Annotated in this window: 23 protein-coding genes and 1 pseudogene; 9 read left to right on the plus strand and 15 right to left on the minus strand. The window is 66.1% G+C overall.

Translation table 11 applies throughout. The features are described 5' to 3' along the window. Window positions 1-55: 55 nt before the first annotated feature. The 8 genes from UIB01_RS03895 to UIB01_RS03930 all read right to left on the minus strand — a co-directional run bounded on the left by UIB01_RS03895 (window position 56) and on the right by UIB01_RS03930 (window position 7,008). A complete protein-coding gene (locus UIB01_RS03895; RefSeq protein ID WP_038657062.1) occupies window positions 56-1,492 on the minus strand; it encodes an ATP-binding protein in 1,437 nt (478 codons plus the stop codon). Beyond that, window positions 1,486-2,145: a response regulator gene (locus UIB01_RS03900; RefSeq protein WP_038657064.1), complete on the minus strand. Its 660-nt coding sequence runs from the start codon at window positions 2,143-2,145 to the stop codon at window positions 1,486-1,488. The genes UIB01_RS03895 and UIB01_RS03900 overlap by 7 nt, the downstream gene beginning before the upstream one ends. Before the next feature lie 62 nt (window positions 2,146-2,207). Further along, window positions 2,208-2,858, minus strand: coding sequence for a tetratricopeptide repeat protein (locus tag UIB01_RS03905; protein ID WP_038657066.1), 651 nt, complete (start codon window positions 2,856-2,858; stop codon window positions 2,208-2,210). Continuing rightward, entirely contained in the window at window positions 2,855-3,691 is an 837-nt protein-coding gene (locus UIB01_RS03910; RefSeq protein WP_038657068.1) for an SDR family oxidoreductase, read from the minus strand. Before UIB01_RS03910 ends, UIB01_RS03905 begins: the two co-directional genes overlap by 4 nt. Further along, a complete protein-coding gene (locus tag UIB01_RS03915; protein WP_038657070.1) occupies window positions 3,678-4,349 on the minus strand; it encodes an iron-containing redox enzyme family protein in 672 nt (223 codons plus the stop codon). The genes UIB01_RS03910 and UIB01_RS03915 overlap by 14 nt, the downstream gene beginning before the upstream one ends. A gap of 15 nt (window positions 4,350-4,364) precedes the next feature. Beyond that, on the minus strand, window positions 4,365-5,810 hold the full coding sequence (locus tag UIB01_RS03920) for an AMP-binding protein (RefSeq protein ID WP_038657072.1): 1,446 nt from the start codon (window positions 5,808-5,810) through the stop codon (window positions 4,365-4,367). Then, window positions 5,794-6,483: a thermostable hemolysin gene (locus UIB01_RS03925; RefSeq protein WP_038657073.1), complete on the minus strand. Its 690-nt coding sequence runs from the start codon at window positions 6,481-6,483 to the stop codon at window positions 5,794-5,796. The genes UIB01_RS03920 and UIB01_RS03925 overlap by 17 nt, the downstream gene beginning before the upstream one ends. A gap of 114 nt (window positions 6,484-6,597) precedes the next feature. Further along, on the minus strand, window positions 6,598-7,008 hold the full coding sequence (locus UIB01_RS03930) for a YkvA family protein (protein ID WP_230585285.1): 411 nt from the start codon (window positions 7,006-7,008) through the stop codon (window positions 6,598-6,600). 61 nt (window positions 7,009-7,069) lie between these two features. On the opposite strand from UIB01_RS03930, the gene UIB01_RS03935 reads away from it, so the two are divergent. Then, window positions 7,070-8,020, plus strand: a complete 951-nt coding sequence (locus UIB01_RS03935) for an SdiA-regulated domain-containing protein (RefSeq protein WP_038665390.1) — start codon at window positions 7,070-7,072, stop codon at window positions 8,018-8,020. Between the two features lie 222 nt (window positions 8,021-8,242). Beyond that, window positions 8,243-8,614 (plus strand): hypothetical protein, encoded by a 372-nt coding sequence (locus tag UIB01_RS03940; protein ID WP_230585287.1) that lies wholly within the window; start codon window positions 8,243-8,245, stop codon window positions 8,612-8,614. A 217-nt stretch (window positions 8,615-8,831) separates the two neighbouring features. Here the strand turns inward: UIB01_RS03940 and UIB01_RS03945 are convergent, their stop codons facing one another. Together UIB01_RS03945 and UIB01_RS03950 are read right to left on the minus strand one after the other, a co-directional pair. Continuing rightward, entirely contained in the window at window positions 8,832-9,566 is a 735-nt protein-coding gene (locus tag UIB01_RS03945; protein WP_038657075.1) for a phosphatase PAP2 family protein, read from the minus strand. A gap of 38 nt (window positions 9,567-9,604) precedes the next feature. After that, window positions 9,605-11,562, minus strand: a pseudogene (locus UIB01_RS03950) (LTA synthase family protein). 108 nt (window positions 11,563-11,670) lie between these two features. Here UIB01_RS03950 and UIB01_RS03955 point away from each other — a divergent pair. The 6 genes from UIB01_RS03955 (at window position 11,671) to UIB01_RS03980 (ending at window position 17,651) form a co-directional block, all read left to right on the plus strand. Continuing rightward, window positions 11,671-12,354: a response regulator transcription factor gene (locus UIB01_RS03955; RefSeq protein WP_038657077.1), complete on the plus strand. Its 684-nt coding sequence runs from the start codon at window positions 11,671-11,673 to the stop codon at window positions 12,352-12,354. Then, on the plus strand, window positions 12,344-13,618 hold the full coding sequence (locus tag UIB01_RS03960) for a sensor histidine kinase (RefSeq protein ID WP_038657079.1): 1,275 nt from the start codon (window positions 12,344-12,346) through the stop codon (window positions 13,616-13,618). The genes UIB01_RS03955 and UIB01_RS03960 overlap by 11 nt, the downstream gene beginning before the upstream one ends. 81 nt (window positions 13,619-13,699) lie before the next feature. Beyond that, window positions 13,700-14,377 carry a class I SAM-dependent methyltransferase gene (locus UIB01_RS03965; RefSeq protein ID WP_038657081.1) on the plus strand — a complete coding sequence of 226 codons (678 nt, stop codon included), beginning with the start codon at window positions 13,700-13,702 and terminating at the stop codon, window positions 14,375-14,377. 2 nt (window positions 14,378-14,379) lie between these two features. Then, the gene (locus tag UIB01_RS03970) at window positions 14,380-15,099 is read left to right on the plus strand and encodes a lipopolysaccharide kinase InaA family protein (protein WP_038657083.1); all 720 of its coding nucleotides are present in this window, start codon (window positions 14,380-14,382) and stop codon (window positions 15,097-15,099) included. After that, window positions 15,089-15,487, plus strand: a complete 399-nt coding sequence (locus UIB01_RS03975; RefSeq protein WP_038657085.1) for a diacylglycerol kinase — start codon at window positions 15,089-15,091, stop codon at window positions 15,485-15,487. Before UIB01_RS03970 ends, UIB01_RS03975 begins: the two co-directional genes overlap by 11 nt. Window positions 15,488-15,500: 13 nt before the next feature. After that, the gene (locus tag UIB01_RS03980; protein WP_038657087.1) at window positions 15,501-17,651 is read left to right on the plus strand and encodes an LTA synthase family protein; all 2,151 of its coding nucleotides are present in this window, start codon (window positions 15,501-15,503) and stop codon (window positions 17,649-17,651) included. A 61-nt stretch (window positions 17,652-17,712) separates the two neighbouring features. Here UIB01_RS03980 and UIB01_RS23365 read toward each other — a convergent pair whose 3' ends face one another. From UIB01_RS23365 to UIB01_RS03995, 4 genes are all read right to left on the minus strand, one after another. Continuing rightward, window positions 17,713-17,970 carry a hypothetical protein gene (locus tag UIB01_RS23365; RefSeq protein ID WP_230585288.1) on the minus strand — a complete coding sequence of 86 codons (258 nt, stop codon included), beginning with the start codon at window positions 17,968-17,970 and terminating at the stop codon, window positions 17,713-17,715. Between the two features lie 69 nt (window positions 17,971-18,039). Next, a complete protein-coding gene (locus UIB01_RS23505) occupies window positions 18,040-18,174 on the minus strand; it encodes a hypothetical protein (protein ID WP_256044267.1) in 135 nt (44 codons plus the stop codon). 32 nt (window positions 18,175-18,206) lie between these two features. Further along, window positions 18,207-18,731 carry a diheme cytochrome c gene (locus UIB01_RS03990; protein ID WP_038657089.1) on the minus strand — a complete coding sequence of 175 codons (525 nt, stop codon included), beginning with the start codon at window positions 18,729-18,731 and terminating at the stop codon, window positions 18,207-18,209. A gap of 10 nt (window positions 18,732-18,741) precedes the next feature. After that, window positions 18,742-19,146: a DUF1924 domain-containing protein gene (locus UIB01_RS03995; RefSeq protein ID WP_038657091.1), complete on the minus strand. Its 405-nt coding sequence runs from the start codon at window positions 19,144-19,146 to the stop codon at window positions 18,742-18,744. A gap of 140 nt (window positions 19,147-19,286) precedes the next feature. On the opposite strand from UIB01_RS03995, the gene UIB01_RS04000 reads away from it, so the two are divergent. Then, window positions 19,287-20,888 (plus strand): 2Fe-2S iron-sulfur cluster-binding protein, encoded by a 1,602-nt coding sequence (locus UIB01_RS04000; protein WP_038657093.1) that lies wholly within the window; start codon window positions 19,287-19,289, stop codon window positions 20,886-20,888. Window positions 20,889-21,059: 171 nt separating this feature from the next. On the opposite strand, the gene UIB01_RS04005 is transcribed toward UIB01_RS04000, so the two are convergent. Beyond that, a complete protein-coding gene (locus tag UIB01_RS04005; RefSeq protein WP_038657095.1) occupies window positions 21,060-22,454 on the minus strand; it encodes an MBL fold metallo-hydrolase in 1,395 nt (464 codons plus the stop codon). Window positions 22,455-22,515 lie beyond the last annotated feature (61 nt).

Raw genomic sequence — 22,515 nt, forward strand, 5'->3', positions numbered from 1 at the left:
TTCTAGGCGGCGAAACTTAAGCGAAGCTTAGCGAGCGCGGGACGGGTTGCCGCAGCTAGAACGCAGGCGGTGACATGTTTCGCGGAAGCCGCACCACGACCCGCAGACCGCCGAGTGGCGAATCCAATAGCTCGACGCTGGCACCATGCAGCTCGGCGATGCGGGCGACGATGGATAGCCCGAGTCCGGCGCCCTGACCGCTGCCGAGGCGGAAGAAGCGTTCGAACAGTTGTGGACGCAGCTCGGCGCTGATGCCCGGCCCGCTGTCATCAATCGCCAGGATCATCTGCTCGGCATCGCCATGCAGCTGCACGTCGATCCGCCCACCCTGAGGTGTGTACTCCAGTGCATTGCTCAGCAGATTCTGCAGCAGCGTGGTCAGGCTCGCGGCATCGCCGATGAGGCGACAATCGGCCTGGTCGTCCGCCTCCAGGGTCAGCTCCTGGTCGTGGGCGATGGCCAGCGGAGTGAGCTCGGCGAGTGTTTCGCGTGCCAGCATGCGCAGGTCCAGCGGCGCCAGACGCAACTGCTGGGCGCTAGGCTCGAGGCGCGCCAGAGTGAGCAGCTGCGTGACCACGCGGGTCGTACGGTCCACGCCGACTACCAGCTGCTCGAGCGCCACCTCGCGCTCGCCGTCGTTGGCGGCCTGTTGTGCGTTCTGCGCATGGATGCGCAGCACTGCCAGTGGTGTGCGCAGCTCATGGGCAGCGTCGGCAATGAAGCGCTTTTCGCGCTCGACCAGTTGGTTGACCTGCTGCAGCAGACGGTTGAGGGAGGCGGCCACCGGCTCCAGCTCCTGCGGTAGTGGTGCCAGCAGCAGCGGCGCGAGATTGTCGGGATCGCGGCTCTTGAGCAACTGCGCCATGCGCGCCAGCGGACGCAGCCCCCAGCCGACCGCAAACCAGATCAGCAGCGCCAGCAGTGGCAGACCAATGAGATCCGGCAAGAGGCTGCGCCGGGCGATCTTGCCCACCAGCTCGCCGCGCACGTCGCCGCGCTCGCTGAGCAGAATCCACAGGTCGTCCTCGCGGTCCTGCAACAGAAACAGGCGCCAGAGGTGGTCGTCGAGGACCACGTCGTGATAGCCGCCGGACAGACGAGCGAAAGGCGTCGGTGCCTCGCCGGTGCCCGCCAGCAATTGCTGCAGCGCGCCATTCGGCGCGCCGGCCGATTGCAGCACGGTACTGCCGTCAGCCGCGTACACCTGGAAGCCCAGCTTGGTCTCGTAATCATGGCCGGGCACGCCCTGATCGCGGCGCGCATTCACCGCCGCGTCCAGCGCTTGCTGCAGTGCGCGTCGCGCTTGCGGATTCATCTCGCGGCCGACCAAGCCTTGCACCAGCCGCGCACTCTGCGCCAGCTGTGCGTCGAACAGCTCCTCGATCTCATGACGCGCATCGCGATAGCTGCGCCAGGAGATCAGGCTAAGCGAGACCAGCAGCGTGCCCAGCAGCAGCGCCAGGGTGCGATGGCGGATCGAGCGCCTCAGCATTTTTCCACCAGGTAGCCCACGCCGCGCACGGTGCGAATCAGTTCGGGAAAGAACTTCTTGCGCAGATGGTGGATGTGCACCTCCAGAGCGTTGCTCTCGACTTCGTCGCCCCAACCGTAGAGCACCTGTTGCAGGCGATCGCGGGTCAGCACGCGGCCGGGCTGGGCAATCAGCTCATGCAGCAGGACGAACTCCTTGCGCGGCAGGTTGATCGGCGTGCCCTGGTAGCTGACCTGCTGGTTGACCGGGTCGAGCAGGATGCCGCGGTATTCCAGGCTCGGCTCCGGGCGATTGAAGCTGCGCCTGAGCAGGGCGCGCAGGCGGGCCTTGAGTTCTGCGACATCGAATGGCTTGACCAGATAATCGTCAGCGCCGGCATCGAGCCCGGCGATGCGATCAGTGGTGGCATCGCGCGCGGTGAGCACCAGCACCGGCACGGCGTTGCCGGCGGCACGCAAACGCTTGAGCAGTTCCAGACCGTCCATACGCGGCAAGCCAAGGTCGAGAATCGCCAGCTCGAAGCTCTCGTGGCTGAGCGCGTGCAACGCGCTGGCGCCGTCCTGCAGCCAGTCGACGGTGTAGCCCTCGGGCTTGAGCGCGGTGCGGATGCCTTCGCCAAGGGCGTGATCGTCTTCCACCAGCAGAATGCGCATATCGTTCCTGTCGTCCTGAAGGGTTCGCGGCATTGCTGTGCATTCAACGCCGCCGCACCCGGTTATTCCAGCTTTTCCTTGACCTGCGCGAGCAGCGCGCGGGCTTCCTCGCGGCGCCCGGCATCGGCCACTTCGCGACCGGGGCGGGCAGGCGCGGCGAGTGCTTTGCGCAGCGCGGCCTGGGCCTCGCCATAGCGCTTCTGGCGCAGCAGGAAATCGCCATGGAAGTAGTTGGGATCGATGCCGTCCGGGTTCAGCGCCAGCGCCTGTTGGAACAGCGCCTCGGCTTTGTCGTCGTCGCCGAAGCCGATCGGCCAGCCGGGCACCTGATAGTAGAGGCTGGCCAGACTGGTATAGGCCGAGCCGTCCAGTGCCTTGGGGTCGAGCTCGATGGCCTTTTCCAGTTCGGTCTTGGCCTGCTTGACCAGACCGAGTGCGCCGAGTCCGCCCTTGGCGCCGGCCCAGGTGCTGAGCACGATGCCGTGCCAGATATGCAGCTCGGCGGCCTGCGGTTCGGCGACTACAGCCTTTTCCGCTTCGCCTGCGAGTCGGGCAAAGCTGGACTCGCGCTGTGCGGCGGGCAGCTGGTAGTTGATCTCCGCCCAGCGGGTCTGGATCTGCCGCAGCGATGATTCGCCGGCCGGGCTGAGGGCGAAGGTGGGTTGGCTGGCCAGGGCCAGCATCAGTGAGCAAAGGCCGAGCAGACGCTTCATGGGTGTTCTCCAGTTGAGTTGGGCTGGGGCGTGGGGGGCAGCGGCTGCTCGGCGCGGGCGAAGCGCTTGATCACCGGCAACTGCTTGCGCAGGGCCTGGTCGACCAGGCGCGGCAGCAGGCTGTTGAGGCGCACGAAGAGTTTTTCCGGCCAGCCGAGGTAAAGCTCTTCTCGTTCGGCGGTGATGGCGCGGACGATCTGTCGGGCGACGGCCTGCGGGTCGTCCATGCCGACCTTCAGCGCATCGTTCATCGCCACCACGTCGGCACTGTTCATCGCCGTGCGGGTGGCGCGGGGCGCGATGTAGAGCACCTTGATGTGACTGTCGGCCAGCTCGCGGCGCAGCGCCTCGGAGAAACCACGCAGGGCGAACTTGCTCGCGCAGTAGGCGGTGAAGCCGGGGTAGCCGATGGAGCCGAAGGTCGAACCGAGGTTGACCAGCAGCGCCTGTGGCTGCTGGCGCAGCAGCGGCAGCAGCAGGTGGGTCAGCTGCAGCGTGGCGGTGACGTTGACGCCGATCAGCCGGGCGATGGCCTCTTCGTCCTGCTGTTCGAGCAAGCTGAACTGGTTGATCCCGGCGGCGTTGATCACGCAGTTGAGGCCGTCAAAGCGGCGTGCGGCCTCCAGCACCAGCTGCCGCCCGCTGCGTTGGCTGAGGTCGGCGCAGACCAGCTTGACCTGCCCTGGATAGCGGCGGGCCAGCGCTTCCAGCGCGAGACTGTCGCGCCCAACCAGCAGCAGTTGTGCGCCGCCGGCGCAGAGCCGCTCGACCAGCACCTGGCCAATGCCGCCGCTGGCACCGGTCAGCAGGATGCGCGCGTCACGCAACTGCATGGTCGTGGTCCGGCGCGGTCAGGCTGCGGAAGATGTCGCCGTAGAGGCGGTAGACTACCCGCGCGGTGTGCACCACGGCGGTTTTGTCGTCTTCGTTGTCGAGGCGGTTCATCAGCTTCTTGAAGAACTCGATGTGCTCCAGGTCCAGGCTGCCATGGGAGGTCAGGTAGCTGAACGCCTTGGCCGGCAGCTGGAGCTTGTCCTGCAGCACGCCGGCGGCCTGGGTCGCCAGGGCGATGCTGGTGCCTTCGAGCACATTGACCATGCCGAAGAAGCTCGCCGGGTTGTGCCGCGCGATGCGGTCGTAGACGTAGGCGACCATCAGCTCGGTGGGCAGCGCCGGTTGGCCGTGGCGCACCGCTTCGGCATCGCCGCCGCAGGCGCGGATATCGTTGAGGATCCATTCCTGATGGCCAATCTCTTCCTCGATGTATTCGGCGATCGCCTCGCGCAGCCACTCCAGGCGCTCCGGCAGGCGTGCGCCGCAAGCCATCAACAGCGGCACGGTGTGCTTGACGTGATGGTAGGCCTGGGTGAGGAAGGCGATGTACTGCGCACGGGTCGCGGTGCCGGCGAGCGCGGCGTGGATGATCGGCGCGCCAAGCAGGTATTCGCGCTCGGCATTGGTCTGGTGTTGCAACTGGTCGAAGAAATCCATGGTGAGCCTCGAAAGTCAGGACGGAAGGGCGTTGAACGCCGATTGGTAATGGTTGAAGAGGGCGTTCCGACGTAGCCGGCCGTTGGCGGTGGCCAGGCCGTTGCCGGCGTTGAAGGGCTCAGCGGCGCGCAGCCAGTGGTGCACGCGGGCGTAGTCCGGCAGGCCAGCGTTGACCCGCTCGACCGCCGCCTGCAGTTCGGCATCGCCGAGTTCGGCGCGTCGCGGCACCAGCACCGCGACGTTCTGCGCCAGCGCCTCGCCATGCAGCCAGGCCTGGGCAATCGGCGCCTGCTGCACCAGCTCGGCCTCGACCCATTCCGGGTTGACGTTGCGCCCGTAGGCGGTGACGAACTGATGTTTCTTGCGCCCGTGCAGGACCAGGAAGCCGTCCTCGAAATGGCCGAGGTCGCCGGTTGGCAGCCACTCTTCGGTGAGCTGCGGTTCGCCGAGATAACCGAGCATGTGCGGGCCGCGCACCAGCACCTCGCCGTCATCGGCCAGGCGTACTTCGACGTGGGGCAGCGGTCGGCCGACCGTGCCGATGCGTCGCGCCTCAGGCGTGTTCAGGCAGACCACCGAGGCGCATTCGGAAAGGCCGTAGCCCTCGAATACCGGCAACCCAAGGCGCTCGGCGCGTTCCAGCAGCTGCGGCGCCACGCGGCCGCCACCGACGGCGATAAAGCGCAGCGAAGTCGGCAGCGGTACGCCCTGTTCGGCGGCGCTGACCAGCGCCAGCAGCAGCTGCGGCAGCAGGATCAGGCTGTGCGGCTGGCTTGCCTGCAGCGTGGCAAGCAGGCGGGGCAGCTCGAAGCCCGCCGCGCCGCTGAAGCCGATCTCCGCCAGTGGGCGCAGCTCGACCCGCGCACTGGCCAGCAGCGGCGCATAGAGCCCGGCGATGTTCTCCAGCAGGGTCGCCAGCGGCAGCACGCACAGGTGCTGGCGTACGCCACACGGCAGGCTGGCCTGCCACAGGCTCTCGGCCACCGCCAGCTGCGCTTCGGCATCCAGGCAGACGCCCTTGGGCTGGCCGGTGGTGCCGGAGGTGTAGGTGATCTTCAGCGTACCGGCCGGCACCGTGGTGACGGCATCCGGCTCGCGCTGCAGCAGCCCGGAGGCGGTCGGGCGGAAGCCGCAGCGCTCGCTGAGCGGGCTGGCGGCGCCGATCAGGCAGTCGATGCCGGCGTGTTGCAGCACATGCTCCTGCTGCGCCGGGGAAAAGAAGCCCGGCAGCGGCACGCAAACCAGCTCGGCGCGCAGCAGCGCCAGGTCCCACAACGCCCATTCCAGGCCGTTGTCCAGCGCCAGGGCAACGCGCTGCACGCCGAGCTGTTCCAGCTGGCTAGCACGGGTCGCGACCTCGTGGCGCAGCTCGGCATAGCTCAGCTGGCGCGGCCCTTCGCTCAGGGCGATGCCGTTGTGCTGTTCAAGCATCGCCCAGAAACGCTCAGCTGCAGGCTGCATGGGGCACCTCGCTGGCGTCGAACAGCGGCTGATAGCCGAGGCGGGCATACACGCCGAGTTGTAGCAAACGCTGGTGGCCCGGCAGGATCTCGCCGGCCATCAGCTGCGGCCGGCAGGCGTAGTAGCTGCCCCAGTCGGCCAGCTCCTCGCCCATGCGTGTCGGGTCGGCCAGGCCGAGCGGCAGCGGGTCGAGGGCCAGACGCTGGAAGCTGTTGAGCAGGGCTGGCGTGCCGGTAAAGACCACCCAGCGAAAACCCTGGGCGACCAGCAGGTCGGTCAGCGCGACGATCAGCAGCCGCGCCGAGGCATTGCCGAAGGCAGCCAGGTTGCCGACCTCGACGATTTCCTCGCGTGTCACCTCGCGGCCGCAACGCTGGCTCACGGCCTGTTCGATCGGCTCGTCCAGATAGCGCTCGAGAAACAGCGGGCGGCGCTGGGCGCTGCGCAGGCCGACCGCGCCCTGCACCGCGCCGTTCTGGTCATGCAGGCCGAGCAGGCAGGGCATGAAGTGGCGCACCCGTGCCTGATAATGCTCGGCGAAGCGTTGGCGAATGAAGCGTTCCAGCGCGGCACGCCGCTCGCCTGCGTCGGCCTGCGCCAGTTGCAGGCAGAGCGACGGCTCGCGGCCAATGCGTGCCAGTACATCGGTGTGATCAACCCAGGGCAGTTCCATCGGGGAACCTCGGTTAGAAGCCTGGGCCGCATTGTTGGGGGACAAACTTAAGGCAGTCTTAAGCGTCGGCGCGCCTGGCACGCTGACAATTTCTTCACATTTGCTGAGCTATGTTCAGCCGCGCTCCGGACCGAGCAGCCAGTAGCCGGTGGCGCTGGCAAGTGCGATCCAGATTAGCAGCACCACCGCGGCAGCGGCCCGACTGACCGGGCGAGCCTCATTGCGTTGCGCCCAGTCCGCCGCCTGTTTACGGCATTCGGCGAGCACGGCGTCGGGCATCAGGCGAACCACCAGCCAGATGCCGAGCGGCAGCAGAAGCAGGTCGTCGAGGTAGCCGAGCAGCGGGATGAAGTCGGGGATCAGGTCGATCGGGCTCAGTGCGTAGGCCACCAGCACCACGACCAGCAGGCGCAGCCACCAGGGCGCGCCGGGGTGGCGCGCGCAGAACCAGAGCGTCATGACGTCGCGCTTGAGCGTGCGCGCCCAGCCTTGCAGGCGGGCCTTGAAGCGGGACAGGCCGGACAACGGAAAGCTCCTTGTTTGCAGATACGACGCTGGCCGCGCCAGCCATGAGGAATACCAGATGATGCAGATCCACCCCACCACCGCGCAACGCATCGGCCTGCGCGTCGGCCGCAGCTACCGGCTGTTCGCTCTGCTCGCCTTGCTGCTGATCGGCCTGGGCATGAGCATCGCGCTGCACTGGAACGATCGGCTGTACTTCTACCTGACCCACCAGTTGAACGTCCGCGTGTTTGACCCGGCGCTGCGCTGGCTGCCGGGCTACCGGGTCGTGATTGATGCAAAGCCGATCCAGGGTGTCCCGCGTAATTTGTCGTCCATTACCTATGACGCCGATCTCGACCGCTTGCTCGGCGTGTTCAATGGTGGGCCGACCGAGATCGTTGCTTTGAGCAAGAGTGGTGAGCTGCTCGAGCGCTTTCCTCTGGAAGGCTTCGGCGATATCGAGGGGCTTACCTACATGGGGAATGGGCGAGTGGCGGTGTCGGACGAGCGTGCCCAGCGGATCAGTATTTTCCAGCTGCCCACGCAGCCGCGCAGCATCGACGTTTCCGAGGCGAAGTTCTTTTCCCTGGGCATCAACCTCAACGGCAACAAGGGCTTCGAGGGGGTGACCTACGATGCCGTGGGCGACCGCCTGTTCATCGTCAAGGAGCGTGATCCGCGTCAGCTCTATGAGGTCAGCGGTGTTGCCGCCAGCCTTGACGGCGAATTGCAACTGGCGATCCACGACCGCAGCGACTGGATCGCCAGCCAGGTGTTCGCCACCGACCTCTCGGACATTCATTTCGATGCTGAGACCGGCCACCTGATCTTGCTCAGCGACGAATCGCATTTGCTGATGGAGCTCAGCGGCGATGGGCGCATGCTCAGTTATCGCAGCCTCAACGGCCTGTTCAGTGACCTGCAACGTACGGCTGCACAAGCCGAAGGCGTGACCCTCGACAACGACGGCACGCTGTATGTGGTCAGCGAGCCGAACCTGTTCTACAGCTTCCGCCGCGAGGAGGGCTAGGCCTGCGGGGCCCGGCCTGACGCTCGACGCGAGGAGTGGGCGGGGCGTCGACGTGTCTTCACGATTCATTCACGGGCGCTTGACGAAACCCTGACGCCTGGCCACGCAGACTGCAATCGTCACCTTGGCGGCTGCGCCGCGTTGGCGATCCTTTCCCTTGCGTCAGGTACATTGATGTTCTCTCGTTCGTTGCCTTCGTTTCCCCGTGCCGGTCGGCACCGCGTGTCCTCACGTCAGCGCGGTGCGTTGCTCGCCGCGCTGCTCGCCGCGTTTTCCCTGAATGGTTGCCAGAGCGCCCCTGGCCCTCTGGCGGGTGACGGCTATCCGCCGGAGTACGCAGAAGGCTTTCGCGCGGGCTGTGCCAGCGGGCGTCAGGCTGCCGGTGCGCTGGCGCAGTTTCGCAAGGACGTACCGCGCTACATGAACCAGCCGCTGTATGCCGAGGGCTGGGACGACGGCTACCGGCAATGCCAGGCGATGCAGGCCAGCAGTGGTGGGCTGGATAGCTGGCGCAGCAGCGCGATGGAGCGCGAGCGCGACCGCGAATGGCGGCGCCATATCGACCAGGCCAAAGCCCAGGCCTTGCGTCACTGAGCTGTGCTGCGTGCCCGTTCGCGGTTGAGACCGCGCCTACGGGCGTCGCGGGCAAGATTAAACCTTGTGGGAGCGGGCTTGGCCGCGAAGAAGGCAGCGCCTAGACCAGCAGGATTGATCGTTCCAAGCCTTGCGTGGGAGCGTCGCAGCGCAGCGCCTGTTGCGCCGTGCCCGTTCGCGCTCGAGACCGCTCACACGCCTGGGCATGGCCTGTTCGTTAAATCGCCGGTTCGGCCAGGGTGATCGGCTGCTCCGCCGTGCGGTAGAGCAGCAGCCGATAGCAGGCCAGGCAGATGGTCCAGTCGAACAGCAGCGTCCAGAGGTTGTGCGAGAGAAAGTGTGCCCCCTGCATTACCCGTCCCAGTGAAAGAATCAGACCCAGGCCCAGGGCCAGTCCGAGAGCGTAGCGCGCCAACCGCGGGCGAGGGTCGCGCAACACGAAGAACAGCGCCAGCAGCGAGAAGCCCGCCGAGGCGTGGCCACCTGGCCAGCAGCGCCCGGGCTTGAGCGTCGGCACGCGTTCGGCCAGCAGTGAAGTAAAAGTCTCGCTACCGCCGAAGTCGGTCAGGCTCCAGGGGCAATGCACGCCAGTGAGCGTCTTCAGCGGAGTGACGATGCTGGTTGAGATGCCCAGCGCCAACACCAGATAGCCTAGAGGGCGACGCCAGCGCGCCAGGCGCGTCGGCAGCAGGCTGAGCAGGAAGCCAGCGATGGCCAGCACGCCGATGGCGATCACCGCTTGCTTGACACGGTCATGCAGAAAGTCTTCGAGCAGCCAGCTGTGCCGGCCGACGAAGCCGACGCCGGGTTCATAGAACAGTCGGGAAAAGGCGAAATCAAGCTGAGTCGGATCGCCGATCAGCAGCGCCAGCATCAATATGGCCGGCACGCCGAAACCGAGGGCGAAGTTGAAAGGGCGGCTTTGGCCGGAACGGTCGGGTAGAGCGGGCATCGGATCTCCAGAGGCGCCCGTGCAGGGCGCCGGTCGGGTTAGCGTTGGCTGAGCTGATTGCCGTGCGGCGCGGGTGTCTGCCAGCTGAGCAGGCCTTGGCTGTAGTCGTGGCTGGCGCCCTGGTAGTAGGCGATGTCGCGCTGCACCAGCGGGTCAGTCAGCGGTGCCTGGGATTCGCGGCTCGAACGCAGTGCCTCGTCATGGCGACGCACCTGCAGGCGTGGGCTGAGGATTGCTAGGTCGCGGCCGTCGAACAGGCCCAGGTGCTGGTAGTTGCCGATCAGCGCGCGGCCCGGAGGGCATCCTCGCGCAACAGGTTGCGGCCGAAGAACGTCGACACGTAATCCATGTTCAGCAGGCCGAGCAGGGTCGGCGCCAGGTCGATCTGGCTGGCCACGCCGGAGAACTCGCGTGGTTCGATCTGGCCCGGCGCGTAGATGAACAGCGGGATGTGGTAGTTGGCCACCGGCAGGTCCTGCGAGCCGGCGCTGCCGGCGGTATGGTCGGCGACGAAGACGAACAGCGTGTCCTTGAACCAGGGCTTGCGCCGCGCCTCGTCGAGGAACTGGCCGATAGCATAGTCGGTGTACTTCACCGCACCTTCGCGGCCCTCGCCCGAGGGAATGTCGATGCGCCCGTCCGGGTAGGTGTAGGGACGGTGGTTGGAGGTGGTCATCAGCTGCAGCAGGAACGGCTTGCCGGCCGCATGGTCAGCATCGGCCTCGCGCATGGCTAGCGCATAGAGGTCCTCGTCGGCCATGCCCCAGGCATTCTTGAAGTGGATGTCCGCCTCGTCGGCGCTGCTCTGGTCGACCACACGGTAGCCGTTGCCGCCGAAAAAGGCGCTCATGTTGTCGAAGTAGCCGCGCCCGCCGTAGAGGAACACGCTGTCGTAGCCCTGCGCGCCGAGCTGCTGGCCGAGGCTGGCGAAACCGCTCTCGCGACCGACGCGCTTGACGATCGAGCGCCCCGGGGTCGGCGGCACGGACAGGGTGATCGCCTCCAAGCCACGGTCGGTGCGCGTGCCGGTGGCGTAGAAGTTGGTGAAGGTCAGGCTCTGCTTGCGCAGCTTGTCAAGGTTGGGGGTTAGCCCGCGCGCGTCGCCGAAGTTATCCAGGTACTTGGCGCTGAGGCTCTCGATGGTCACCAGCACGACGTTCAGATGGCGCGGCTGGCCGGGGTTGTCGATCGCCCGGCGGATGTCCAGCGGGTCTTGACCGAGAAAGCGCGCATTCGGCTCGGCGACTTCCTGGCGCAGGCGGTTGCCGATCTCGTTGTCGGGCAGGGTGGCGTAGAACTGCGGGTAGTCCAGTTCATTGTTGCGAAAGGCGGCAAAGAACTGGAACGGGCCATTGCTCGCCAGCTCCCGTTGATAGGCGTTGCCGCCATTGCCACGCGGGAAGTCCTGGCCGACGATCAGTGCACTGGCAGTCGCAGCGCCCAACAGGCTGGCGAGTACCGTTGCGCGGCCCCGCCAGGGCAGGCTTGGTGCGCCCAGAGCTCGTTTGAGCGGCGCTTGCAGCACGGCGGTGGCAAGTAACGTGATCAGTGCCAGCAGGGCCAACAGCGCAAAGACCGGGTACGACTCGAGGATGTTGCGCAGCACCTCGTCGGAATAGACCAGGTAGTCGACCGCGATGAAATTGAAGCGCACGCCGAACTCGTCCCAGAACAGCCATTCGGCGAGCCCGGTGAATAGCATGGCGTAGAGACTCAGGGCCAGCAGCAGGGTGAGCCCGCGCTGATGCCAGCGATTCGCCCAGAGCCGCTGCGGACACAGTATGAGGTAGCAGCCCAGGGGCAATGTGGCAAAGATCAGGAACGCCAGGTCATAGATCGTACCCAGAGCAAAGACGCGCAACAGCTCGCCCGGGGCGGCAGCTGCATCCTGCCAGTGGGCAAACAGCAAGGCGCCGCGGGTGATCAGAAAAACGCCAAACCAGAGGCCGGCAAGCAGCGACAGATAACGAAGTTGAGCATGGCGCAGGAGTGTCATCGTATGATCCGCGGGTGAGTTTGAACGCGCTGAAGTCTGCGCACCCGCTTGTGAGCCCTTCGTAAAGAAGGCGTGAAAATTCCGTCATTTGCCTGCTAGCGAGCCTATATGCGCATCCTCGTCATTGAAGATAACCGTGACATCCTGGCCAACGTGCTGGACTACCTCGAACTCAAGGGGTACGTGGTGGATTGTGCTCAGGATGGCCTCAGCGGCCTGCACCTGGCCGCGACCGAGCACTACGACCTGATCGTGCTGGACATCATGCTGCCCGGGATCGACGGCTATCAGGTCTGCAAGCGGTTGCGCGAGGATGCCGGACGGGATACCCCGATCATCATGCTCACCGCCCGCGATGCGCTGGCCGACCGCCTGCAGGGGCTGAGTGCCGGGGCCGACGATTATCTGATCAAACCCTTCGCGTTGTCGGAGCTGGTGGCCCGTATAGAGGCGATCCTGCGACGTTGCCAGGGCTCGCGCAAACGCCAGCTGCAGGTCGCCGATCTCTGCTACGACCTGGATACGCTGGAGGTCAGCCGTGGCGGTCAGCCCGTCCGCCTCAACCCCATCGGCCACAAGCTGCTGGCGCTGCTGATGCAGCGCAGCCCCGCAGTGGTGCGCCGTGAAGTGCTGGAGGAAGCGCTGTGGGGCGAGGACCTGCCCGAAAGCGATAGCCTGCGTAGCCATATCCACCAGCTGCGCCAGGTGCTCGACAAGCCCTTCGACAAGCCGCTGCTGCACACCGTGCACGGTGTCGGTTTCCGTCTGGCGGAGGAAAGCGATGCTCGCTAAGCAGCCGCTGGCGCGACGGATCGTCATCGCCTTCACCCTGATGACTCTGGTGGTGAGCGGTGCTTTCGCGCTCGGCATCGTCGGCGTGGTGCATTTCATCGAAGAGCAGCTGGTCACCGAGGAGCTGAGCCGCGATATGGATATCGTGCTCAATGAAGACCTGGCGAAGGGGCGGCCGCCGCAGCTGGATGCCAGCACTCATTTCTTCGCCTCGCATCTGCCCGAGCACCCGATGCCGGATGCGTTTGCGACGCTGGGTGCGGGCTTCACCGAGTTGGTGCGCGATGACGAGGCCTACTACGTCTATGTGCGCGACATTGGCGGCAACCGCTACGTGCTGGTGCAGGAACAGCACGAGTTCGAGGCCCGCGAGAATGCGCTGTTCAATGTGGTCCTGGCCGGCTTTCTGCTCACCGTGCTGGGCGCCTGGCTGCTCGGTCGATTGATGGCCAACCGGGTGATGGCGCCGGTCAGTCGCCTGGCCAATCAGGTGCGTCATCGTGACCAGCTGCATCCATTGGCTCCGCCGCTGGCGCTGCAGTATCCCGACGACGAAGTCGGCCACCTGGCGGCCGCCTTCGATAGCACCCTCGGTCAGTTGCGCCAGACCCTCGAGCGCGAGCGGCTGTTCACCGCAGATGTCAGTCACGAGCTGCGCACGCCGCTGATGGTCGTGCTCGGCGCCTGCGAGCTGCTGGAACAGGCCGAGCTGCCGCCGCGGGCGCAGCGTCAGGCCGGTCGTATACGACGCGCCGCCGAGGAAATGCAGGATCTGGTGGAAACCTTCCTGATGCTGGCGCGGGCACGCCCGCAACAGGCGTCCTTCGCTGGCAACGCCAGTTTGCAGAGTGTGGCGGCTGAGCAGAGCGAGCGCTGGGGGCCGCTGCTGGCAGAAAAGGGCCTGGCCTTCGAACTGCTGAAGGAGGGCGAGGACCGCGCTGTGTATAACCGCACACTGCTCGGCGCGGTGATGTCCAATCTGCTGCGCAATGCGCTGCACTACACCGATAGCGGCACGGTGCGCTTGGTCCTGGGCGACGGCGGTTTTCGTGTCGAGGACAGCGGCGTGGGTATTCCGCTGGCCGAGCAGGAACGCATGTTCCAGCCGTTCGTGCGCGGTGCCGAGGAACGCGGTGAGGGACTGGGGCTTGGACTTTCACTGGTCAAGCGCATTTGCGCGCACCAAGGCTGGGAAGTCGGTCTGACGCCACGGCAACCTCAGGGCAGCTGCTTCCTGGTACGGCTTCACGCTGGCGCCTCTTGACGTTTTTTTCACATTCCTTTGACAGCCCCTTGATGTCCGCCTGGTTAGTTTGGCGTTCCGTTTCCAACCGGAATGCCCGCCATGACGACATCGAGCCCTATCGAACTGGAGTTCTCGCGCAAGTACGACCGCCAGCACGCCTACGAATATCTGCACAAGCACCAGGACGGGCTGGCCCGGCGGCTATCGCACTGGCGTGACGAACAGATGGCGCGCCGCGCACTGAAGATTGCCGGTGACCCCGATCTGGTGCTCGACCTGCCCTGTGGCGCCGGGCGCTTCTGGCCGCTGCTGGCCGAGCACCCAAGCCGGATGATCTTCGCCGCCGACAATTCGGCCGACATGCTGGCGATCGCCGAGGCGTCGCAACCGCTGGATGTGCTCAAGCGGGTGGAAACCTTCCAGACCTCGGCCTTCGCCATCGACATGGGCGACAACGCGGTAGACAACATCTTCTGCATGCGCCTGCTGCACCACGTCGCCGATCCGGCGCATCGGCTGGCGATGCTGCGCGAATTCCATCGCGTCACGCGCGACACGCTGATCGTTTCCCTCTGGGTCGATGGCAACTACAAGGCCTGGAAACGCAAGCGCCTGGAGCGTCGTCGACCGGCCAAGGACAATCAGAACCGCTTCGTCGTCGCGCGCTCGCTGATCGAGGCGGAGTTCGCCGAGGCCGGTTTCGACATCCTCGACCGCAACGACTTTTTGCCGGGCTATGCCATGTGGCGGGTCTACGTGCTGCGCAAGCGGGGTTGAGCATGAGCCGACCACTCGTACTGCCGGCCCGCGAAGCGCGTACCAGCACCTTCCAGCGTTGGTGGAATACCCAGGGCGAATGGGTCGAGGAACCCAATCAACGCCGCGCCGGGGAAAGCGGCGTGCAACGCATACGGCTGCGCGATCCGCAGCAGCCGCTGTTGTACTGCAAACGGCAGATCGGCCACCTGTATCGCTCATTGCTGCATCCGTTTGGCCGGCCCACGGCGCTACGCGAGCTGCAGGCGCTGCAGGCTTTCGTCCGGCTCGGCGTGCGGGTGCCGGACCTGGTCTACTGCGGCACCCGCCAGCAGGCTGGCCAGTGGCAGGCGCTGTTGGTGACCGCAGAGCTGAAAGGCTTCGTCAGCCTGGAGGACTGGTACTCCGAGGGTATGGCCGAGTATTACGGCCATGCGGTGCAGGAGCGCATGCTCGACGCCGTCGGCATTACTCTCGCGCGCATCCACCAGGCGCGCTGGCAGCATGGTTGCTGCTACCCCAAGCACATCTTCCTCAGGGTCAATGGCGAGGGAGCGGCGGCCTGGGTCGAAGTCGCACTGCTCGATCTGGAGAAGAGCCGCCGCCGACTGCGGCGCAGCGCTGCGGCACGGCATGACCTGCGCCAGCTCTGGCGTCATCGGCAGGCAATGCCCGAGCAGGACTGGCAGCGACTACTGGCCGCTCATGCCAGCTTCGGCGAGGTGCGCTGCGATGTCATCTGAGCCAAGCGCAGTGGTGGCCGACGGCGCTGCCCTCAAGGGGCGCAGCGGTCTGGTGCGCATCTGGTACGCCTGCGGCTATTCGCTCGCTGGTCTGCGGGCGGCCTATGCCGGCGAGGCGGCGTTCCGTCAGCTGGTGTGGCTGAGCCTGTTGCTGATCCCGCTGGCGTTGCTGCTCGACGTCAGCCGGGTCGAGCGCGCCGTGCTGATCGCGGTGGTGTTTCTCGCACTGATCGTTGAGCTACTCAATTCGGCCATCGAGGCTACGGTCGACCGCATCTCTTTCGAACTGCATCCGCTTTCCAAGCAGGCCAAGGACATGGGCAGCGCCGCACAACTGCTGGCGCTGTGTCTGATCGGCCTGGTTTGGGCGGTGATCCTGATTCCCTGAACGGACGTTACTCATGCCTATTCTTCCGCGACGCCATGGGCGTGAGCGCTCGGCGCCCAGTTTCAACGGCCTGGCCGCACACCTGCGTTTCACCCTTGCCAGTGCGTTGGCGCTGCTGCTGCTGTTCGCCCTGCAGCGCCTGGGCTTGCTGCTGTTCAACCGCGAACTGATCGGCAGCACGCCGTTGGCTAGCTTCGTCGAGGCGTTCGGCAATGGCCTGCGCTTCGACCTGCGGGTGACGGTATACATCCTGCTGCCACTGCTACTCGGTGTGCTGAGTATGCGAATGATGGCTGCCCGGCGTCTGCTGACGCTGTGGTTGGGGGCCTGCGCCAGCGTGACGATCCTGCTCGGGCTGATCGAGCTGAACTTCTATCGCGAGTTTCACCAGCGGCTCAACAGCCTGGTGTTCCAGTATCTGCAGGAAGACCCGGCCACTGTGTTGAGCATGCTCTGGCATGGCTTCCCGGTACTGCAGCTGCTGGCGGCCTGGGGCGTGGCGAGTGCAGCAATGTTCGCCCTGTTCGGCTGGCTGGAGCGGCTGACGCGTGGTGCGCCGACGCCTCACTCGCCCGGCGTGAGCCGCGACGGCCCGGCCTGGTATACCCGCACCGCCGTGTTCACGTTGGTGGTGCTGGTCTGCGTGGTGGCCGCTCGCGGCACGCTGCGCCAGGGGCCACCACTGCGCTGGGGCGACGCCTTCACCACCGAGTCGATGTTCGCCAACCACCTTGGCATGAACGCGACGCTCTCGCTGTATGACGCCGCGAAGCACCGCTTCTCCAGCCATCGCGACAACAGCTGGAAACCAACGCTGCCGGCCGAACAGGCCGAGACGATCACCCGCGAATTGCTGCTGACCGACAACGAGCGACTGGTGGATACCGGCCTGGCGCCGGTGCGCCGGGACTTCCAGCCGCCGGCGGACGGGCAGCTGCCGGTGCGCAATGTGGTGGTGATCCTGATGGAGAGCTTCGCCGGACGCTACGTCGGCGCACTGGGTAGCAAGGAAGGCATTACCCCGAGCTTCGACCGCCTTGCCGAGGAGGGCCTGCTGTTCAGCCGCTTTTTCTCCAACGGTACCCACACCCACCAGGGCATGTTCGCCAGCATGGCCTGCTTCCCCAATCTGCCGGGCTTCGAGTACCTGATGCAGACGCCCGAGGGCGGCAACCGTTTTTCGGGCCTGCCGCAGCTGCTCAGCGCGCGCGGGTTCAACGACCTCTACGTCTACAACGGCGATTTCGCCTGGGACAACCAGTCCGGCTTCTTCAGCAACCAGGGCATGACCCGTTTCATCGGCCGCAGCGACTACGTAGATCCGGTCGTGGCCGATCCGACCTGGGGCGTATCCGATCAGGACATGTTCAGTCGCGCCGCTGAGGAACTGGGCCAGCTGGATCAAACCAAGCCGTTCTATGCCCTGCTGCAGACGCTCTCCAACCACACGCCGTACGCATTGCCGGAGCAGCTGCCCGTCGCGCCGGTGCAGGGGCACGGCAGTCTGGATCAGCATCTGACGGCGATGCGCTATTCGGACTGGGCGCTGGGCCAGTTCTTCGACCGGGTGCGCGATGAACCCTGGTTCAAGCAGACGCTGTTCGTGGTGGTCGGCGATCACGGCTTCAGCGTGCCGGAGGAGGTGACCGAGATGGACCTGTTCCGCTTCAACGTGCCGTTGCTGCTGATCGCCCCGGGCATCAGTGAGCGCTTCGGCAGCCGCCGCGATGTGGTCGGCACCCAGGTCGATGTTGTGCCGACCATCATGGGGCGACTCGGTGGCGAGGTGCGGCACCAGTGCTGGGGCCGCGATCTGCTCAGCCTGGCGGCGGACGATCCGGGATTCGGCATCATCAAACCCTCGGGCAGCGATCAGACGGTGGCGATGATTCGCGGCGAGCGCCTGCTGGTGCAACCGAAGGATCAGCCAGCGCGGCTGTATCGCTATCGTTTGGGCGCCAATCCGCAGGGCGAGCGACTAGATGACGACGAGGCCGCCGCACCCATGTTGCGCCAGCTGCAGGCCTATCTACAGACCGCTACCGGCGGGCTGCTCGCCAACCGCACGGGTGATCGTGAACGCGAGGCCGTGCCGCTGGCCAGTGCGGAGGTGCTCACTGAATCACCTAGGACGAGCCCGGTGCGCAAGGCGAAGGAAGGCTGAGACTCAGCGGGGTCGGCGAGCGCCGCGGCCGAGAGGCTCGCAGCGTTCGCCTGGATTGCGGCTACTGAGCGTGCAGCAACGCCAGTTCGGCCGACGCGTTCTGACGGGCGAGGAAGTTCACCAGCTTCTGCCGCTGGCGGGCGTCGAGCAGCTCGCGCTCGCTCAGTAGTTGATCGATCTGCAGTTGCTGGCGGGCCTCGCGCAGCTCACTGAGCTTTGCCTGCTCACGCGCGACCTGCGCGGGATCGACCTGCTCGCCGAGCAGCGCCTGTAACAAGCTGCCGCGCTGGGCGTCGAGTTCGCTGTCGAGCGCATGCAACCGGGCCAGCTAGGGCGCTTGGCCGTCATGCCAGCGCCCTAGCTGGTTGGCGCTAAGCTCCAGCTGGTGCTACAGCTCGGACGGTGCGCCGGACGGCATGGGCAGCCCGTCGGTTTGCAGTTTCTGCCAGGCAAGCGCCCCCAGCACGCCGCAGTTGACCAGCAGCGACAGCGCCAGGACGCCGCGCAGAGTGGAAGTGTTCATTACGGATTACCGCAGTGGGAAACGGGTGGCGTTCAGCGCGGGATCTTCACGCGGTCGTCATCGAAGTCGCCGCGTTCGGCGTCGCGATGGCAGGCCACGCAGTTGAAGCGGCCGCCGACCGACTCGCGGGCGAACTTGGCTTCGCTGACCTCGTCGTGCTTGTGCTCGAACCAGCGCGTCTGGCTGATGCGTGGCGGCTCGCCGGCGGTCGGTGACGGCTCCACCGGCAGGTGGTTGGCGGCCGAGGCGCGGACCAGGAAGTCGAGGATTTCCTGTTCCTGCACCGGGTCCAGCGACGCGTTGCTGCCGTAGTGGTCGCTCAGGGTGCGCATCTGCTCGCGCCAGGCATCGGCAGGCAGCAGGCCGGGGGAATAGAGCATGTGGCAGGCCGCGCATTCTTCCTTCCACGCCAGCGGCGCGTCGCTGGGTACCGCCAGGCGCTTGGGCCGCTTGTAGCCCTTGCGCTGATGATGGTCGTCGTCATCGGCGAAGCTGAGGCCGGCCAGTACCAGGGTCAGGCCCAGCCCGGCGACGGCAGCGAGGGGTGCAATCTTCATGGCGGGCTCCTTACTTGACGCTGTCGATCCAGCTGATGAAGTCGCCCTTTTCCTGCGCGGTGCATTCACGGGCGTAGACGTCGTCGCAGTTGCGGCGGAACCATTTCTCGACCTTCTTCAGGTCGGTGAAGCGCTCGGGGTTGGCTGCCGGCGCCAGCGGATCGACCTTGCGGTGCGCCGGCGTCTTGCCGGGCTGACGCGGGTCGGCGGTGTGACAGGTGGTGCAGCTCATGGTCTTGCCGTTGCGCTGCTCCTCGGCGAAGTACAGGGCCTTTCCGCGCTCGGCGGAGAAACCGGCGAAGTTCGGATTCTCCTGGCGCGCCTGGGCGGTGTAGCCGGCCAGCAGTGGGTGTTCGGTTTCGGCCAGGGCCGGCAGGCTCAGGCAACAGGCGAGGGCGATCCAGTGGGCTTTCATGGCGCGGTCTCCAGGGTGGATGAGCGCAGCGTAGGCACACCGCCTTACGCCAAACTGAATCTGGCCAGGTGATGGCATTCAGCTTGGCTTCAGCTGAGGGGCATACAAGGGAGGTATTCCGCTCATCGAGGATTGCCACCGTGGCTGCCTTCAACCGCTTTCGTTTGTTCCACTGGCTGCTGGCCGGTTTCTTTCTCGGCGTTTACCTCAGCGGTGACGACGCAGAGACGCTGCATATCTGGCTGGGCTACGGCTTGGTGGCGCTGCTGGTGTGGCGCTTGCTGATCGTGCCGCTGCGCCTGCGCGGCTTCCCGCAGCTGTTGCCGCCGAAGGGGCAGCGGCGCAAGCCGGGCCTGTCGGCAATCGGCAAGTGGCTGACGGTCGGCGCGCTGGGCAGCTTTTCTATCGCCAGCCTGGTTGGCCTGGGCATGGTCGATAACGGCGATGTGCTGGCCGCGCTGCCGGGCGTGGGGACGGATGTCTTTGGCGCCGCCAGCGACATCGATTTCATCGGCTGGATGAGCGATGCCGAAGAGGTGCACGAGTTCTTCGCCAACCTGGGGTTGTGGCTGATCGGCCTACATGTCGGTTATGTGCTGCTCTTTCGCCGCAAGGCGGTATGGCCGATGCTGCGCGGCGTGCCGAAGTCGGGGCCGGTTTCAACTTCAGCTTCAACTTCAACTTCGGCCTCGGCGCCGGCAGCGGCTTCGGTCGCGACGTCGTTCGCATCGTCGCCGACGCCGGTTGCCGGTGAGTTCACCTGCCTGCGCATCGCCTCACGCCAGGCCGAAACCGCCGACAGCTGCTCGTTCACCCTGCAAGTGCCGGCCGCCCAGCGCGCACGCTTTACCGCGCAGCCGGGGCAGTTCCTCACGCTGAAGGTGCCCGGTACCGCGCCGGCGCTGCTGCGCTGCTACTCGCTGTCCCAGCGGCCGCAGGTGGATGGCGCGCTGCGCATCACCATCAAGCGGGTGCCCGGTGGTCGCGCGTCGAACTGGCTGCTGGATAACCTGCAGGCGGGCGATTGCATCAAGGCGCTACCGCCGGCAGGCGTGTTCGTGCCACACGACCTGGACGGCGATCTGCTGCTGCTCGGTGCCGGCAGCGGCATCACGCCGCTGATGGCGATCCTGCAGGCGGCGCTGGCCGAGGGTAGCGGGCAGGTACGCCTGTTCTATGCCAGCCGCGATGCAGTCTCGCTGATCTTTGCGGAGGAGCTGGCCGAGTGGTCTGCGCGTTACCCCGAGCGTCTGCAGCTGCGCATCTGGCTGGATGCTGAGCAGGGTGTTCCGAGCGGCCCGGCGATTGCCACGAAAATCGCTGACTGGCCAGCCGCCGACGCCTTCATCTGCGGGCCGCAACCGTTCATGAATGCCGCCGGTGCCGCGCTTGGCGAGCTGGGTGTGGGTGCTGCGCGCATTCACTTGGAGCGCTTTGCTGCCGCAGCGCCGACGGCCGCAGCGGGTGGCCGTCGCAGTCGCCTGCGGGTTGCGCTCGACGGCCGTCGCCACGAGCTGGACGTACCGCGCGGCGAGGTGTTGCTGGAGGCCATGGAACAGGCCGGCCTGCAACCACCGAGCGCGTGCCGCTCGGGTGTCTGCGCCGCCTGCAAGTGCCGGGTGGTGGAGGGTAGCGTGAGCATGCGCAGCAACCAGGTGTTGAGCGAAAGTGAGGTGCGCCAGGGTTGGACACTCGCCTGCCAGGCCGAGCCGAGTAGCGCCGAACTGCAGGTCGAATACTGACGCTTGGAAAAGGCGGTTGGCCGTTATCCACCTACGGATCGCGTGAGTTCGCAGGCGTCCGGTGGATAACGGCGCAGCCTTACCCACCGGATGCTTGCGTCGTGCGTCTGAGACGCGTGGAAGCGGCCGGTGACCGTTTTCCGCCCTATGACAGGTTGCGGTGAGATCGGCTCAGCGCGTCTCCACCGGCAGATCGTGCTGCTGCCAGGCTATCCATGAGCCGGGCACGTTCACCACGTGGCGAAAGCCCTGGCGCTTGAGGATGCTGGCGGCGATCGAGGCGCGGTAGCCGCTGCCGCAATAGGTCGCCACGGTCCTGTTCTTGTCCAGTTGCTCCAGTCCTTCGGGCAGATGGGCGACGAAGGCGTGGCGGGCGTCGGGTACGCGGCCTTGCTCGACCTCCTCGGGGGCGCGCACGTCGAGTACCTGGACCTGTGGGTCCTCACGGCGACGGTTCAGCTCGTGCACCGTCCATTGGCCGACGCTGGCCAGCGGCAGGCCGGCGTTCTGCCAGTCGGTCATGCCGTTGCGCAGATAGCCTTCTACCCGATCGAGACCGATCCGATACAGCTGCAGCGTGGCCTGCTGGATCTGCTGACTGTCCTCGCCGATCAGGTAGATCGGTCGCTGATCGTCGAGCATCCAGCCGGCCCAGCTGACGAATTCGTTCTGCAGGGCGATGTTCAGCGCGCCGGGCACATGGCCGCCGCCGAAGGCGAGGATCGAGCGCAGGTCCACCAGCTGCACGGCGCGGTGGTCGGCGCTGCGCTTGGCGAACTCTTCCGGCGACAGCGGCGTCGGCAGCGACGGCCCGTGCCTGTGCGTGGCCGGGCGCACGTTGAGCTTTTTCAGCCGTGCATAGTGGCGCGGCGGCTCGGGCATGCCGCTGAGCAGCCAGTCGATGAACTCGCCTTCGCTGCGCCGCTGGTTGAGCGCCGGGTTGAACAGCAACTCGTTGCCTAGGGTGGATCGCCGGCGATCACCGATCGACTTGCCGCAGGCCGAGCCGGCGCCGTGACAGGGGTAGATCTCGACGCGTTCACCAAGCGGCAGGTAGCGGGTGAACAGGGTGGCGTAGAGCTGCGCGGCCAGTTGCTTGGTGCTGTCCTCGCCGAGCAGGTCGGGGCGGCCGACGTCGAGGTTGAACAGGGTGTCGCCGGTGAACAGGGCGAAGGGCTCATCGCCCTGCTGACCGTCGCGCAGCAGCAGCGAGATATGTTCCGGCGTGTGGCCGGGCGAGTAGATGATTTCCAGGCTGACCTGGCCGAGTTCCAGCACCTCGCCATCGGCAGCCTGGCGCAGCTCGAAACCGTAGTCCGCCGAGCAGCCACCGATGATCTCGGCGCCGCTGCGTTCGGCCAGCGCCTGGGCGCCGGAGACGAAGTCCGCATGGATATGGGTTTCGATGGCGTAGGCGATGCGCAGGCCTTTCTCGCGGGCCAGATCGAGGTAGATATCGACGTCGCGCCGCGGGTCGATCACTGCGGCGACCGCGGCCTTGCTGTCACCCACCAGGTAGGAAATCTGCGCCAGACCGTCGGTATAGATCGGCTCGAGCACCAGCATGTTTGCACCTCCGTAACGGCTGATTGGTTACGGATGTGGAACGCCGACGGGTGGCTGGCGT

The organism is Stutzerimonas decontaminans (assembly GCF_000661915.1).
Taxonomy (GTDB): domain Bacteria; phylum Pseudomonadota; class Gammaproteobacteria; order Pseudomonadales; family Pseudomonadaceae; genus Stutzerimonas; species Stutzerimonas decontaminans.